At 58.2% G+C, this 14,766-nt stretch carries 13 protein-coding genes and 1 pseudogene; 7 read left to right on the plus strand and 7 right to left on the minus strand.

Features of this window, described 5'->3' with window-relative positions; all coding sequences use genetic code 11:
• Positions 1-207: 207 nt before the first annotated feature.
• The 3 genes and pseudogenes from lipB to D3791_RS01585 all read left to right on the plus strand — a co-directional run.
• Positions 208-867, plus strand: a pseudogene (gene lipB / locus D3791_RS01575) (lipoyl(octanoyl) transferase LipB); the annotation flags it as partial.
• A 32-nt stretch (positions 868-899) separates the two neighbouring features.
• Positions 900-1,898, plus strand: a complete 999-nt coding sequence (gene lipA, locus D3791_RS01580) for a lipoyl synthase (RefSeq protein ID WP_022876531.1) — start codon at positions 900-902, stop codon at positions 1,896-1,898.
• A 168-nt stretch (positions 1,899-2,066) separates the two neighbouring features.
• The gene (locus D3791_RS01585) at positions 2,067-2,819 is read left to right on the plus strand and encodes a DUF4191 domain-containing protein (RefSeq protein WP_022876532.1); all 753 of its coding nucleotides are present in this window, start codon (positions 2,067-2,069) and stop codon (positions 2,817-2,819) included.
• 70 nt (positions 2,820-2,889) lie between these two features.
• Here the strand turns inward: D3791_RS01585 and D3791_RS16855 are convergent, their stop codons facing one another.
• Complete coding sequence (locus D3791_RS16855) at positions 2,890-3,168, minus strand: RDD family protein (RefSeq protein WP_343034508.1); 279 nt, start codon at positions 3,166-3,168, stop codon at positions 2,890-2,892.
• A gap of 442 nt (positions 3,169-3,610) precedes the next feature.
• On the opposite strand from D3791_RS16855, the gene glnA (D3791_RS01595) reads away from it, so the two are divergent.
• Together glnA (D3791_RS01595) and D3791_RS01600 are read left to right on the plus strand one after the other, a co-directional pair.
• The gene (gene glnA / locus D3791_RS01595; RefSeq protein ID WP_022876534.1) at positions 3,611-5,035 is read left to right on the plus strand and encodes a type I glutamate--ammonia ligase; all 1,425 of its coding nucleotides are present in this window, start codon (positions 3,611-3,613) and stop codon (positions 5,033-5,035) included.
• 92 nt (positions 5,036-5,127) lie between these two features.
• Positions 5,128-5,499, plus strand: a complete 372-nt coding sequence (locus tag D3791_RS01600; protein ID WP_172511118.1) for a hypothetical protein — start codon at positions 5,128-5,130, stop codon at positions 5,497-5,499.
• Between the two features lie 36 nt (positions 5,500-5,535).
• On the opposite strand, the gene D3791_RS01605 is transcribed toward D3791_RS01600, so the two are convergent.
• From D3791_RS01605 to glnA (D3791_RS01615), 3 genes are read right to left on the minus strand one after another with little or no spacing between them, the layout of a single operon-like run.
• A complete protein-coding gene (locus tag D3791_RS01605; protein WP_022876536.1) occupies positions 5,536-6,027 on the minus strand; it encodes a DUF1990 domain-containing protein in 492 nt (163 codons plus the stop codon).
• 6 nt (positions 6,028-6,033) lie between these two features.
• Positions 6,034-9,060 (minus strand): bifunctional [glutamine synthetase] adenylyltransferase/[glutamine synthetase]-adenylyl-L-tyrosine phosphorylase, encoded by a 3,027-nt coding sequence (locus D3791_RS01610; protein ID WP_172511119.1) that lies wholly within the window; start codon positions 9,058-9,060, stop codon positions 6,034-6,036.
• A gap of 53 nt (positions 9,061-9,113) precedes the next feature.
• A complete protein-coding gene (gene glnA, locus D3791_RS01615) occupies positions 9,114-10,454 on the minus strand; it encodes a type I glutamate--ammonia ligase (RefSeq protein WP_061955368.1) in 1,341 nt (446 codons plus the stop codon).
• A gap of 135 nt (positions 10,455-10,589) precedes the next feature.
• Between glnA (D3791_RS01615) and panB the strand changes: the two genes are divergently transcribed.
• A complete protein-coding gene (gene panB / locus D3791_RS01620) occupies positions 10,590-11,426 on the plus strand; it encodes a 3-methyl-2-oxobutanoate hydroxymethyltransferase (protein WP_022876539.1) in 837 nt (278 codons plus the stop codon).
• Between the two features lie 100 nt (positions 11,427-11,526).
• Here the strand turns inward: panB and D3791_RS01625 are convergent, their stop codons facing one another.
• Positions 11,527-11,721 (minus strand): hypothetical protein, encoded by a 195-nt coding sequence (locus D3791_RS01625; RefSeq protein WP_022876540.1) that lies wholly within the window; start codon positions 11,719-11,721, stop codon positions 11,527-11,529.
• Between the two features lie 134 nt (positions 11,722-11,855).
• Between D3791_RS01625 and map the strand changes: the two genes are divergently transcribed.
• Complete coding sequence (map, locus tag D3791_RS01630) at positions 11,856-12,731, plus strand: type I methionyl aminopeptidase (RefSeq protein ID WP_022876541.1); 876 nt, start codon at positions 11,856-11,858, stop codon at positions 12,729-12,731.
• A gap of 80 nt (positions 12,732-12,811) precedes the next feature.
• Here map and nrdR read toward each other — a convergent pair whose 3' ends face one another.
• Both nrdR and hisD read right to left on the minus strand, forming a co-directional pair.
• Positions 12,812-13,300 (minus strand): transcriptional regulator NrdR, encoded by a 489-nt coding sequence (nrdR, locus tag D3791_RS01635; RefSeq protein ID WP_022876542.1) that lies wholly within the window; start codon positions 13,298-13,300, stop codon positions 12,812-12,814.
• Between the two features lie 87 nt (positions 13,301-13,387).
• Entirely contained in the window at positions 13,388-14,737 is a 1,350-nt protein-coding gene (gene hisD / locus D3791_RS01640) for a histidinol dehydrogenase (protein WP_172511120.1), read from the minus strand.
• Between the last annotated feature and the right edge of the window lie 29 nt (positions 14,738-14,766).

A 14,766-nucleotide genomic window follows, 5' to 3' on the forward strand; every position in this document is an offset into this window, starting at 1 on the left:
GTCACTCTCCCTTCGGATCAGCCAAACTTTACATGGTGACTTGGAGCTTAACGGTCTAACTGTGACATGTCCCGGGCTCGTGGGCCACGCTAGAACATTTGTTGATTCATCCATAGCTCCGTTGTAGATCAAAAACCGAAAATACAAGTTCGTTATCCACAGGTAAGTCCTTCTCAACCGAATTAGCGACGAGCGAAACAACGGCGTAGGGTAACCCTCATGGCGATCGAATTCGAACGAGTCGGACTAGGCTCAAAATTTGTGCCCTACATGGAAGCCTGGGACTACCAGATCCAGCTGCATGATGCGGTAGCCGCGGACGAACAGTCCCCGAGAGTCCTGTTCCTAGAGCACGAAGCGGTATATACCGCAGGTAAACGAACTGAACCAGAAGATCTACCGCTGGACGGAACCCCCGTCGTCGATGTGGATCGAGGCGGAAAGCTCACCTGGCATGGCCCAGGGCAGTTGGTCGGCTATCCGATCGTCAAGCTCCGCAAAATGAGCGCAATCCGCCTCTATGTTGAAACCATCGAAGAGGCGCTGATCAATGTCGTCAGCGATATGGGCATTCCCACCGCCCAGATCAAAGGCCGCTCCGGTGTTTGGGTCCCCGGGAAAGACGGCGAGCAAGACCGAAAGATCGCTGCGATCGGGCTTCGCATCAGCCACGGAGTCACCATGCATGGCTTCGCACTGAACTGCAACAACGATCTGGGAGCCTACGAGCAGATCATCCCTTGCGGAATCACTGATGCCGGCGTCACCTCCATCTCGGCAGAGCTGGGCCGCACCGTTACCCCAGAAGATGTTGTCGACCGGGTTCAGACCGAACTCGAACGTCTCCTTACCCCACAAGTCGTCTAGACAATCATTCCCTCCGAAAGAAAGAGCCGATAATGAGCGTCGCACCTGAAGGCCGCCGCATGCTTCGCGTTGAAAAGCGCAACGCTGCCGTACCCGTTGAGCGCAAGCCCGAGTGGATCAAAGCCAAGCTGAACATTGGTCCCGAGTACGTAGGCCTCAAGAACCTGGTGCAGTCCGAAGGCCTGCACACTGTCTGCGAAGAAGCAGGCTGCCCGAATATCTTCGAGTGCTGGGAAGACCGCGAAGCTTCCTTCCTCATCGGTGGTTCCGAATGCACCCGTCGCTGCGATTTCTGCCAAATCGCAACCGGCAAACCATCCCCCATCGATCGCTCCGAACCTTTCAAGGTCGCGATGAGCGTTAAGAAGATGGATCTGCGCTACGCAACCGTCACCGGTGTAGCCCGCGATGACCTCGAAGATGAGGGCGTGTGGCTGTACGCGGAAACCGTCCGCCAGATCCACAAGATGAATCCGACCACTGGTGTGGAGCTCCTGATTCCGGACTTCAGCGGCAAGCCAGAGAACCTGGATGCGATCTGCGATTCAGAACCTGAAGTCTACGCGCACAATGTCGAGACCGTTCCACGCATTTTCAAGCGCATCCGCCCTGCATTCCGCTACGACCGCTCCATGGATGTCATTTCGCACGGCCGCAAGCGCGGACTAATCACCAAGTCGAACCTGATCCTTGGCATGGGCGAAACCCGCGAAGAGATTTCCGAGGCCATGCGCGACCTGTACGAGGCCGGTTGCGACTTGTTGACGCTGACCCAGTATCTGCGTCCAACCGATCTTCACCTTCCAGTGGATCGCTGGGTTACCCCTCAGGAATTCATTGAGTTGCAGCAGGAAGCCGAAGAAATCGGATTTGCCGGCGTCATGTCCGGGCCATTGGTTCGTTCTTCCTACCGTGCTGGCCGCTTGTGGGCTGGCGCCATGCGCAAGAAGGGACGCGAGATTCCTGAGGCGCTTTCGCAGATAGAGTCCTCCGGCAATACCCGCCAGGAAGCTGCTTCGCTGATCAAGTAATCATCAACTGAAGCACGACCGGACTGCGGCCCCGTATCCAATTGGTTAATGACACCTCTTGGCTGCGGGGCCGATTTTCTACTTCCACACGTCACAAGCACTACAAATTTCATTCCAGATCTGGCGCAAGTTAGATCTATGGGCAACATCGCGTAGAATTAAGGCACTATGGCCAAAAACTCCGACAACGACGCTGCTGCGCAACCAAAGCGCGGTTTGTTTTCGCGTAAACCAAAAGCTGAGAAGAAGAACAAAGAACCAGGTCGACTGAAGCAAATCGGCCAAGTCTTCCAGATGACGCGCCGCAACGACCCTATGGTCGTTTGGTGGATGGCACTGGCAGCCTTGGCGGTAATCGCAGTCTGCTTGGTCATCGGTATCTTGATCAACAACTGGATCACCATGTTGATCATTTCCATTCCGCTAGCTCTTCTTGCGGCGATGTTCATCATGTCCCGCCGCGCAGAAAAAGCGGCCTTCTCTCAGCTAGAAGGACGCCCAGGTGCTGCAGGCGCTGCGATGAGCGTTCTGCGTCGCGGATGGATCCTCAAGCAGGAGCCTGTCGCTTATAACCGACACCAGGATTTGGTCTTCCTTGCCATCGGCCGTCCAGGCGTCGTGCTGGTCACCGAAGGACCTAAGTCGCGAGTTCGCGAACTGGTCACCTCTGAGCGCAAGCGCATTGCGCGTGTTCTTCCGAACGTTCCTGTTCATGTCATCAACGCCGGCCAGGACGAGGACCAGACCAGCTTGGTAGATGTCAGCAAGGAAATGAAGAAGCTTCCTAAGTCCATTACCAAGCTTGAAGTCAGCGCTATCGACAAGCGTTTGAGCACGCTGACTGCCAACCGCCTGCCAATCCCCAAGGGTGTGGATCCGAACCGCGTTCGGCCAAACCGCCGCGCTACCCGCGGACGCTAAAAACTCAGATACAAAGAAGCCGCAACAGGATTTCCTGTTGCGGCTTCTTCGTTGTCCTGAAATTGCTGAATTATTTGATGTTCACAAGAATGGTCTTTGGCAGCCGGTCATGAAGTCCACGCTGATCCTTGTCGGTGATGAAAACCGGAATCGCCAAGCAAAGAAGCAGCGAACGGACCAGCCCTTGCAACGGCTTCACTGCAGTGCCATCCATGGACTGGACCTGCAGGCCGAAGGTTCGGTGCCCGATGGTGTGGCCGGTGAAACCTACGCCAATAATCTGGCCGAGGCAGAATAGCAAAAGAGTCGCCAGGTCGTTCAGGTTAAAAAGCCACCAGCTGAGCAACATTGACAGTCCCCAGTCGATGCAGATCGCGCCGATCCTGCGAGGGAAACGCCCTATGGAGCCAGGGCCCTTCTCCGGTCGCCCTAGATCCTGTCCAGGCCATTCCTGCGAGTTATGCTGTGGCGGGCCTTCAAGCCACGAACTAAAGTCTTTTCTTTCCACGACTCAAGTCTATCGATGGTTTCTGTGCATGCTCGGGGCCGATAATTTCCTCCGCTTGAGACCGCTAAGACTCCAAGTCAGTTTGTTACGAACTGCATCGTCCCTGATCAGCGGGATAGGACATGCCCGAGCATCACCTCTGTAACAGGTTGGAAACAATAGAGACACCATTCAGAAATGGATAGTGGGTAAGCTCTATACGTAAGCAAGGGAACCAGATGGGACATTCCTTCTGATCGTTCTGTTTACCAATTCTCATATCTCACCAGGGAGTCACCTGCACATGTTTACCAGTCCAGAAGAAGTCTTGGCATATATTGCCGAAGAGGACATCAAGTTCGTCGACATCCGTTTCACCGACCTTCCAGGCGTCCAGCAGCACTTCAACGTGCCAGCCAAGTCTGTCGATGCCGACTTCTTCGTGAACGGCCAGCTCTTTGATGGTTCTTCCATTCGCGGCTTCGCTGGCATCTCTGAATCAGACATGCAGTTGATCCCAGATGTCACCACCGGTTTCATCGATCCATTCCGCATCGAAAAGACCCTGGCATTCAACTTCTCGATCATCAACCCACGTACCGGTGAGCCTTACCACCGCGACCCACGTGGCGTTGCAGAGCGTGCCGAGGCTTACCTCGAGTCCACCGGAATCGCGGACACCGCATTCTTCGCTCCAGAAGCAGAATTCTTCATCTTCGAGGACGTTCGCTACGAGTCCAAGCCAGAAGGCGCGTTCTACAAGATCGACTCGGACGAAGCTCCTTGGAACACCGGCCGCAAGGAAGAAGGCGGCAACCAGGGTTACAAGACCGCTTTCAAGGGCGGCTACTTCCCAGTTGCACCAACTGACAAGCAGGCTGACCTGCGCGACGCCATCTGCGTCGAGCTGGACAAGGCTGGCCTTGAGGTCGAGCGCAGCCACCACGAAGTCGGCGCTGCCGGCCAGGCTGAAATCAACTACAAGTTCAACACCATGGTTCACGCTGCGGACGAGCTGATGCTCTTCAAGTACGTCGTGAAGAACGTGGCAGACGCTTGGGGCAAGTCGGCAACCTTCATGCCAAAGCCAGTCTTCGGCGACAACGGTTCGGGCATGCACGTGCACCAGTCGCTGTGGAACGGTGGCGAGCCACTGTTCTACGACGAAAAGGGCTACGCTGGCCTGTCGGACACCGCTCGTTGGTACATCGGCGGTCTGCTGAAGCACGCTTCGGCTGTTCTGGCCTTCACCAACCCAACTGTGAACTCCTACCGTCGCCTGGTCAAGGGCTTCGAGGCTCCAGTGAACATGGTTTACTCGCAGGGCAACCGCTCGGCTGGCATCCGTATCCCGATCACCGGCTCGAACCCTAAGGCAAAGCGCATCGAGTTCCGCGCACCAGATGGCTCCTCGAACCCATACCTGGCTTTCGCGGCTCAGCTGATGGCTGGTCTGGACGGCATCAAGAACCGCATCGAACCAGCAGAGCCAATCGATAAGGACCTCTACGAGCTTCCTGCCGAAGAGGCCAAGGACATCCAGCGCGCTCCTGAGAGCCTGGAAGAAGCCCTCAAGGCCCTGGAAGCCGACCACGACTTCCTGCTCGAAGGCGGCGTCTTCACCGAGGACCTGGTCCAGACCTGGATCGAGTACAAGCGTGAAAACGAAATCAAGCCACTGAGCCTGCGTCCGAACCCATACGAGTTCGACCTCTACTACGGCTGCTAATTCTGATCCTGCGGTTTCCGCGGATTAGATAGTCAAAAGCTGGGTCTCACCATTTTTGGTGAGGCCCGGCTTTTTGTTGTTAGGCTACGGCTATGGATACTTCCCAGTGGGTCAGCGTGCAGCGCGACGATGGAGAAACCCTCGGCTATCTGGAACCGCTCACCAAAGACTACGACAGCGTGCAGCCACGCAATATCCTGGGACATGCCGTATCCGGTCCATGCGAATACTCCGAGGGCGAAGAGCTGCTCCAAGATCGGGGAATCGGGGAGTTGATGTTGCCATGGATCCTTGACGGCCAGATGGAAGACCGCGCCCAGGAGCTATCAATTATCGAGCTCTCGTCTCAGGGAATTGTCCTGGCCAATGCCCTGCATGCCAAGGCCTTGGCCCCAACAGATCCCATCGTGCTTCCCTGGCCCGATGTTAACGGCCGGCTGGCACCTGCCCGACGGCCAGCCTGAGCCAGCCACCGGCTCAACAAGACCGGCGCAAGCGGCTTAGACCCTGTTTGGAAGCAAAGCCCTGCCGTAGCGCCAGCGGGTGAATGCCTGGGCCACCAGCAACAGAGGAAAGGCGACCCGCCAGCAGACACGATCCGAGGGCGCCGTCAAAGAACGGATTTCCAGGAAGACCTCCTGGCCCTGACGAGTCAGGATAAAGGCTTCCTCTCCCCTGACCGGATGGCCCGGGCGGGTCCGGTAAGCGAATCCCACACGACTTGCGCTCCGCAACGTATCCACAACTTCGATGGGCTCGTCAATCGCAATCGGGCCCAGCACCGCTTGCAAGCGAGGCCGATCCCCGATTTGCGCTGGTTCTAGAGGTTCGACGACGAAGCCGCTTCGGGTTTTGATCCGCCAAGTCAATAATGCCTCGGTGGCCTCGTTCCACAGGGCATCTCCGGATCCGAGAAGCCGACGACTCTGCCAGATCCGATGCCCGGTCGCCGCTGGCCCCCAGTGTGCCTCTCCCAGCTGAGTCAGCGTCATCGGATGCTAGTCTTCGAAACCATAAAAGAGTTGTTCGAAGATGCTCCTTGCGTGCCTCGTGGCGCGCAAGTAGTCCTCTTCAAGCTCGGCACCGAAGCGCGGCTCGTAACCGCACCATCTGGCTACAGCTTCCATATCCCTTGACGAACTGGGCAGGACATCGCTGGATCGGCCTGAGGTGATGATTTCAGCGCTACGAATACGTGTTGCCAATCGCCAGGCTATGGCGAGCTGCTCGCTGTCATCCTGCGTGATGAACTCCAGCTTCGCCAGCTCTTCAAGCGCCGCCAGAGTGGATGTGGTTCGCAGCGATTCGTGCTTCCAGGCGTATTGCAGTTGATAGAACTGCACCAGCCATTCGATGTCGGACAGGGAGCCACGGCCCAGCTTCAAGTGGCGGTTCGGGTCGGCGCCACGAGGCAGTCGTTCGGATTCCACGCGTGCTTTGATCTTGCGGATATCGCGAATCTCGTTCACATCCAGGCCCTTGCCGTAGCGCACTGGCTTGATCAGTTCGATGAAATCTTCGGCCAGCGACGCGTCCCCGGCGAAAGGACGAGCACGCTGCAATGCCTGGCGTTCCCAGACTTCCACCCACCGCTCGTAGTAGCTGGCGTAGGCATCGATGGAACGCACCAAAATGCCCTGGCGGCCTTCCGGGCGAAGATCCGAATCGACTTTGAGCTTCACTTCTGCCGGGATCGCAGGCTTGAGCGGCTTCGACGTCCAGGAGACGAGATCAGTTACTACACGAAGCGCTTGTTCCTGGGCTGCCTGGGCCTCGGCACCAGGCAGCGGCCGCTGGATGAACAGGACATCGGCATCGGAACCATAGCCGATTTCCTGGCCGCCCTGGCGCCCCATGGCGATCACCGAAATGACAGCGTGTTCGCCATGCTTTTGGCGGTCTGCTGCGAGCAGCACCTGGAGAACACCGTCAATCATCGCGCCGTCGATATTCGACAACGCTTTGCCCACCTCATCAACGGTGAGCAGGCCAGCTCCATCGGCCAGGGCGACGCGCAGGAATTCCCGGCGACGCACCATGCGGATCATCCGGATAGCGCTCTCGGGCTGCTTGGTGCGGTGGATGATCGACAAATTCTGCTGCAGCAGGCTTTCAAGGCTCTGTGGCATCAAGGATGAGTCCGAACCCAGCCACGCGGCGGCAGCTGGCTCATTGGCCAGCAGATCGGTGAGGAACCGGGTATTGGAGAGCAGATGGCTCAAGCGCTCGGCGGCGGCATTAGTATCCCGAAGCATGCCCAGGAACCAATGGGATTTTCCCAGCGCTTCGCTGAGCCTGCGGAAGCCCAATAGGCCAGCATCAGGATCAACGCCGCGGGCGAACCAGTCCAGCAGAACCGGAAGAAGCTGGCGCTGCAACGACGACCTGCGCGAGACTCCCCCGGTGAGCGCTTCGATATGACGCATGGCAGCCTTGGGATCCAGATATCCAAGGGCTCGAAGGCGGGCCTGGGCCGATTCAGCGGTGAGCCTGACGTCGTCTGCTGAAAGGTTGGAACTGCTGACCAGCAGCGGGCGGTAGAAAATGCGTTCGTGCAGCGAACGCACCATGCGCTTGGTCTCATTCCAGCGCCGCATGAGCTTCTCTGGGCTGGTTGGCTGCAGGTCGCCTGCCCCGCGGATCGATCGGGCGAGTACCCGCTGTGCGCTTTCCACCCGTGGCATGAGGTGGGTTCGGCGTAGCTGGCTGAGCTGGATTCGATGTTCCAGAAGCCGCAGGAAGCGGTAGGAATCATCAAAATTCGTCGCATCTTCACGGCCGATATAACCGATGTTGCTCATGGCTTGGATTGCCAAGGTGGTTGTCGGAATCTGGATGTCAGGGTCTACGCGCCCGTGGACCAGCTGGAGCAGCTGGACAGTGAATTCGACATCGCGCAACCCGCCGGGACCGAGCTTGATCTGCCATGCGACATCGTCCTTGTCGATGTTGTCGCTGACCCGTCGCCGCATCGCCTGCACGGATTCAACAAAACCGTCGCGCTCGGAGCTCGACCAGACCATGGGCGAGACCATGCGTTCATATGAGCGACCAAGATCGGTGTCCCCCGCGATGCATCGCGCTTTGAGCAACGCCTGGAACTCCCACGAGTGGGCCCAGCGCCGATAATAGGCTTCGTGGGAGGACAGGGTTCGGGTCAAGGCTCCGTCCTTGCCTTCGGGGCGCAGGTTCGCATCAACTTCCCACAGCATGGGTTCGGGTCCCGGGACCATCAGGGCGCGCGCAGTGTTCCCGCAGATCACCGTTGCGATGGCTGCCGCCAGGTCCTCTTCGATGCCCGGGGCGGAGCCATGAACGTAGATAACATCCACGTCGGAGATGTAGTTCAGCTCTCGGGCACCGCATTTGCCCATGCCGATAATCGCAATCTTTACGCGGTCTACGTCTTCGGCATCGTATTGTTCAGCGGCTTCGGCACGAGCAATAGCTAGCGCGCCTTCCAAGGCGGCGCCGGCCATATCAGCCAGTTCAGCGGCGACGTTCGGCAAGATTCGCTGAGGATTGCCAGAGCCCAGATCGCGGTGGGCCAGAGACAGCAAGGCCATTCGGTAGCTTGTGCGCAGCCGTTGCCGTGCTTCAGCACCGGTGACCGATGAGACCCAGTGTCCGCCGTCGGTGCGCTTGGCATCAATGGATTCCAGCATGCTGCCCACCAGGTGCTCACTGGTGGCCTGTACAAATTCGGTTGGCGGTGCGGTGCGCACCGTCTCAAGGGCCTGTGGACAGCGAATGAGGAATTCGCCTAAGGCTGAAGAGCTTCCCAGCAGACGAACCAGGCCTTGGCAGCTCTCCGGATCCATGAAGATGTCGATGGCTTCGGGGTGCCGATCCACAAGACGCAGGGCCAGCAGCAGGGCTTGGTCCGGGTCCGGCGCATGAGCCATCTTGCTCACGATCAGGTTTGGATCAATCGGGGCAAGTTCCTTGGCTTGAAGGAATTTCTTGGCCCGTTCTATGTCGCTGAAACCAGCGTTGATCATTGATCGTGAGGATACGTCCGGCATGGTGTTTCTTATTTCTCCCACGAGTCGCCGTGAGCAAGCACACGGCGACATCTCTAGAGGATACTTAGATTCTTATTCAGTTCGTAGGGAGTAACTACCTGGCGGTATTCTTCCCATTCGGCCTTCTTGTTCGAGATGAAAGAGTTGAAGACCTGCTCGCCGAGGACCTCGGCCATGAATTCGGACTCTTCCATCACGCGCAGCGCGTCGTGCAGGCTGCCCGGCAGCGGCACATGGCCCGATGCCCGGCGCTCAGCGGTGGAGAGGTTCCATACGTCATCCTCGGTTGGGTCTTCCAGCTCGTAGCCTTCACGGATGCCCTTGAGACCGGCGCCCAATAGGCAGGCGTAGGCCAGGTACGGGTTGGCTGCGGAGTCGATACCGCGGTACTCGACGCGAGCGCTTTGGCCCTTGCCCGGCTTGTACAGCGGAACGCGCAGCAAGGCGGAGCGGTTGTTGTGGCCCCATGAGCGGTGGCTTGGCGCTTCTCCCCCGCCCCACAGACGCTTGTACGAGTTCACGTACTGGTTGGTGATCGCGGTCATCTCCGGCGCGTGGTGCAAGATGCCGGCAATGAATGAGCGGGCTACGTCGGAGAGCTGGTATTCGCGGCCGGCCTCGAAGAAGGCATTGCTGTCGCCTTCGAAAAGCGAGAAGTGCGTATGCATGCCGCTGCCTGGATGCTCCGAGAAAGGCTTCGGCATGAAGGTGGCATGGATTCCCTTCTGCATTGCCATTTCCTTGATGACAGTGCGGAAGGTCATGATGTTATCGGCGGTCTGCAAGGCATCCGCGTAACGCAAGTCGATCTCGTTCTGGCCTGGGCCGGTTTCATGGTGGGAGAACTCCACCGAGATGCCGAGCGCTTCCAGGGTCGTCACGGAGGCGCGACGGAAGTCCTGCCCTACGCCGTCGGGCACGTGGTCGAAGTATCCACCGGTGTCGATCGGGCGTGGTCGTCCATTGGCGTCAAGCTCAGCCGATTCCAGAAGGTAGAACTCGATTTCTGGATGGGTGTAGCAGGTGAAGCCCATATCGGAGGCTTCGCCGAGTTGGCGCTTGAGTACCTGACGCGGGTCAGCATTGGATGGCTGGCCTTCCGGGGTCAGGATGTCGCAGAACATGCGGGAGGTCGGTTCAACCTCACCACGCCATGGCAAAATCTGGAAAGTGGATGGATCTGGCTGAAGCAGCATGTCAGACTCGGAAATCCGGGAGAGCCCGTCAATGGACGAACCGTCGAAGCCCAGACCCTCTTCAAAGGCATCTTCAACTTCAGCAGGAGCCAACGCCACGGATTTCAGCGAACCAACGACGTCGGTAAACCACATTCGCACAAATCGAACATCACGTTCTTCAATGGTGCGCAGCACAAATTCCTGCTGACGATCCATTTTCCACCACCTTTGAATTTCTAATACCGGCGCTGATCACGGCCGGTAAGAAAATTGACCTGTGGCAACACTATATCGGTTCCTGCCGGGGCATCCAGTAAGCATCGCCCAGTTCAAGTGCGATAAAGTCATTTTATGCCTCAACCTTACCTAGGGAATCCTGATAAAGGCCCGTCCCGCATCCGAATTCATCATCTTCAGCAGGCAAAAGACAATGGCGAAAAATTCGCGATGTTAACTGCCTATGACGTAATGATGGCCGAAATTTTCGATTCAGCGGGCATAGAGATCCTGCTGGTCGGCGATTCCGCGGCCAACACGGTGATCGGTTATGACTCGACTTTGCCGATCACGCTGGAAGAAATGATCGTCTTCACCAAGGCCGTGGCCAACGGAGCCAAGCGGGCCATGGTGGTAGCTGATTTGCCCTTCGGAAGCTACGAGCAGTCTCCGGCCCAAGCCGTGGAGACAGCCGTACGCCTGATGAAGGAAGGCCGCGCGCAAGCGGTAAAGATGGAAGGCACCGCCCAATACGCTGAGCATGTTCGCGCCATGGTTCTGGCAGGCGTTCCTGTCATCGGCCACATCGGGTTCACGCCGCAGTCGGAACATGCCCTTGGCGGTTTCCGCGTGCAGGGCCGCGGCGATGCATTGGATCAGATGAAAGCCGATGCTCTGGCCTTGCAGGACGCCGGGGCTTTCTGCATCCTGATGGAGATGGTTCCTAGCCCCGCTGCCGCCGAAATCGACTCAGTCTTGCGCGTTCCGACCATCGGCATCGGCGCCGGGTCCTCCACTACTGGCCAGGTATTGGTCTGGCAGGACATGCTGGGGCTAGGCGAGCGCCGCACCCCACGCTTCGTGAAGAAGTACGCTGATCTGCGCAGCGTCATTGGACAAGCCGTTAGCGAATACCATCAGGACGTTCTTTCCGGTTCCTTCCCTTCGGAAGAGTACGAATTCAAGGAATAAGCCCGATGGCATAACAAAATAAGGGCGGAGCGCGGACCAATATTGGAATTGGTCCGCGCTCCGCCCTTGTCGTCACGATGCGAGAATGATCCTTCGAGAATTACTCCTCGTTCTCCTCGGCTTCGTCCCACGCTTCATTGCGTGCTTGGACTTTGCTCATGGCTGTTTCAGCTTCAGCCGCCGTCTCATATGGGCCTAACAACTGCGACCAATCGGACTGGGGTCCCTTTTCCACGCTTTTGGTGGAAACGTTATACCAGTACTGGCCTTCGCCTGGGGTGCCAGCTGAGCTCATTGGAAACTCCTCAATTCGTGGTTGGTACTTCCCTCTACACGTTAGCCCACCGTGAGAAAAATAGGTGGAACACCACCCTACTTCACGCTCCAAGCCGAGTCTGCCAAAACCCGTGTGAAGCTAGAATAAGTTCTATGGCTACAGCTTCAACCGCACCCATTGGCAACCTCACCGCAGGCATCGTTTCCCCCGAGCTCCCGGTCCCGAAACATATCGAACGTCCTGAGTACGTCGGCAAGAAAGAACCAGCTGAAAATACGGCATCCGAAGTCAAAAGCGCTGAAGTCATCGAGCGCATTCGCGTGGCTTCCCGGATCGCCGCACAGGCGTTGCAGGAAGTCGGCAAGGCTTGCCAGCCAGGTGTCACCACCGATGAGCTAGATCGTCTTGGCCATGAATTCCTCATGGACCACAATGCCTACCCTTCCACGCTCGGCTATCGCGGCTTCCCGAAATCCCTGTGTTCATCACTGAATGAAGTCATCTGCCATGGCATCCCCGACAGCACGGTGCTGCAGGATGGCGACATCATCAACATCGATATCACCGCCTTCATCGGCGGCGTCCATGGCGATAACAACGCAACGTTCCTGGTTGGCGATGTCGACGAGGAATCACGCCTGCTGGTGGAACGAACCGAGAATTCGTTGAAGCGAGCCATCAAGGCTGTCATGCCTGGCCGCGAAATCAACGTGATCGGGCGAAGCATCGAAACCTACGCCAAGCGTTTCGGCTACGGAGTGGTCAAGGACTTCACCGGCCACGGTGTGGGCGAATCCTTCCATTCGGGCTTGATCATCCCGCACTACGATGCGGCCCCTGCCTACAACACGCTCATCGAGCCGGGAATGGTCTTCACAATCGAGCCGATGCTCACCCTGGGGACAATTGAATGGGACATGTGGGCGGACGATTGGACAGTCACGACCAAGGACAAGAAGCGCACCGCGCAGTTCGAGCACACCTTGCTGGTCACCGATGACGGCGCGGAGATTCTTACGCTTCCATAATCCGGGCAGCAAACGATAGGCCGGCAGCCAATCCCTCCAACGGGATCGGCTGCCGGCCTATTTCGTCTTGCGCTTGAAACCTAGTCCGCGGTCAAGGGCCGCTGGTTGCCCTGCGGTGCGGTGTTGCGACGCTCGCGAAGCCGCCCGATGGCGCTCTCAAAGTCAGTCAGGGACTGGAAGTTGTGATACACGCTGGCGAACCGCAGGTAAGCGACTTCGTCCAGCCTTGAAAGCGGTTCGAGTATGGCCAGACCGACCTGGTGCGCCGGGATTTCGGCAGCGCCGGAGGTGCGTACGGCTTCTTCCACTTCCTGAGCAAGAATCGCAAGATCGTGGTCGGTGACGGGTCGGCCCTGGCAGGCCTTGCGCACGCCGTTGATGACCTTGTTCCTGGAGAACGGCTCTACCGCACCTGACTGCTTGAGAACGCTGAGGCTGGCAGTTTCGGTCGTCGTGAAGCGTCGAGAACACGCGGTGCACTGGCGACGCCTGCGGATGGACACGCCGTCGTCAGCGACTCGGCTGTCGACCACGCGGGAATCAGCATTACGGCAATACGGGCAATTCACGGCACCTCCATCTGTAGCCTGCGAAGCATTCTCGATTTTTCACGGTAGACGAGAATCCACTCATGTCACCTACCAGTTTAGCGCCTATTACGCATTTCGCACGGCGACAGCGTCGCCATGCGCTGGCAGGTCCTCCGCATTGGCCAGATTGATCACGTGCGCTGCCACATCGCCCAGCGCGGCCTTGTTGTAGTTGATGACCTGAATCGCCTTGAGGAAGGTATTCACATTCAAGCCCGAAGCGTGCAAAGCGGTGCCGTTGGTGGGAAGCACGTGGTTCGACCCAGCGCAGTAGTCCCCCAGCGATACCGGCGCATAAGGCCCGACGAAGATGGCCCCGGCCGCAGTGATTCGCGTTGCGGTGGCTTCGGGATCGGCGACCATGATTTCAAGGTGCTCCGCTGCGTAGGCATTGCACACCTCGATGCCCTGGTCCAAGTCCTTGACCAGGATGATGGCGGACTGCGTACCGGAGAGCGCCTGGAGAACGCGATCGGAGTGCTTCGTAGCCGCGACCTTTTTGACCAGTTCTCCTCGCACCGAGCCTGCCAGCTGCACCGAATCGGTGATGAGCACAGCAGCGGCGTTAGCGTCGTGCTCCGCTTGGGAGATCATGTCCGCAGCGACAAAGCTTGGATCGGCGTTTTCATCAGCCAGGATAGCGATCTCAGTGGGGCCGGCTTCAGCGTCGATTCCGACAACGCCCTTGACCAGGCGCTTCGCGGTAGCAACAAACACATTGCCCGGTCCGGAAATGACGTCGACCGGTTCAATCCCGCCGCGCTCGTCATTTTCGACCTCAACACCGTAGGCGAAGGCGGCAACGGCCTGGGCCCCGCCCATGGCGTGGACTTCATCGATGCCCAGCAGCTTGGCCGCGGCCAAGATGGTCGGGTGTGGCAATCCGCCGAATTCCTTTTGCGGCGGGCTCGCCAAGGCCAGCGAGGCGACGCCTGCGGCCTGCGCTGGAACGGTATTCATGATGACCGACGACGGGTAGACGGCCAGACCGCCAGGCACATATAGCCCGACGCGGCGCACGGCTACCCAACGCTGCGTGACGGCAGCGCCATTGGCGTAGTTAACTTCGGTGTCCTGCGGGCGCTGGGCTGCAGCGAAGACCCGGGCACGGTCGATGGATTCTTCGAGCGCGAGGCGAACTTGGGGATCAAGTTCTTCCAAGGCACGGTCCAGCTCGTGCTGCGGCACCCGAGTGTGGTCCAGATCCACATGATCAAATCGCTTGGCAAGATCCGTGAGGGTCTGCATGCCGCGCGCGCGGACATCGTCGATGATCGCTTGCACGGTCTCCGTCGCGGTCTGCGTATTCATCTCAGGGCGTGGCAGATGGGCCTTGAGCTGTGCGTAGCTCAGGGATTCATTGCGCCAATCGATGGTAGCGAGGTCTGAAAATTCGGTATCTGGAATAGTGCTCACCCACCTAGTTTAACGCCGAAGACCGGGTG

The organism is Glutamicibacter mishrai, from assembly GCF_012221945.1.
GTDB classification, from domain to species: Bacteria; Actinomycetota; Actinomycetes; order Actinomycetales; family Micrococcaceae; genus Glutamicibacter; species Glutamicibacter mishrai.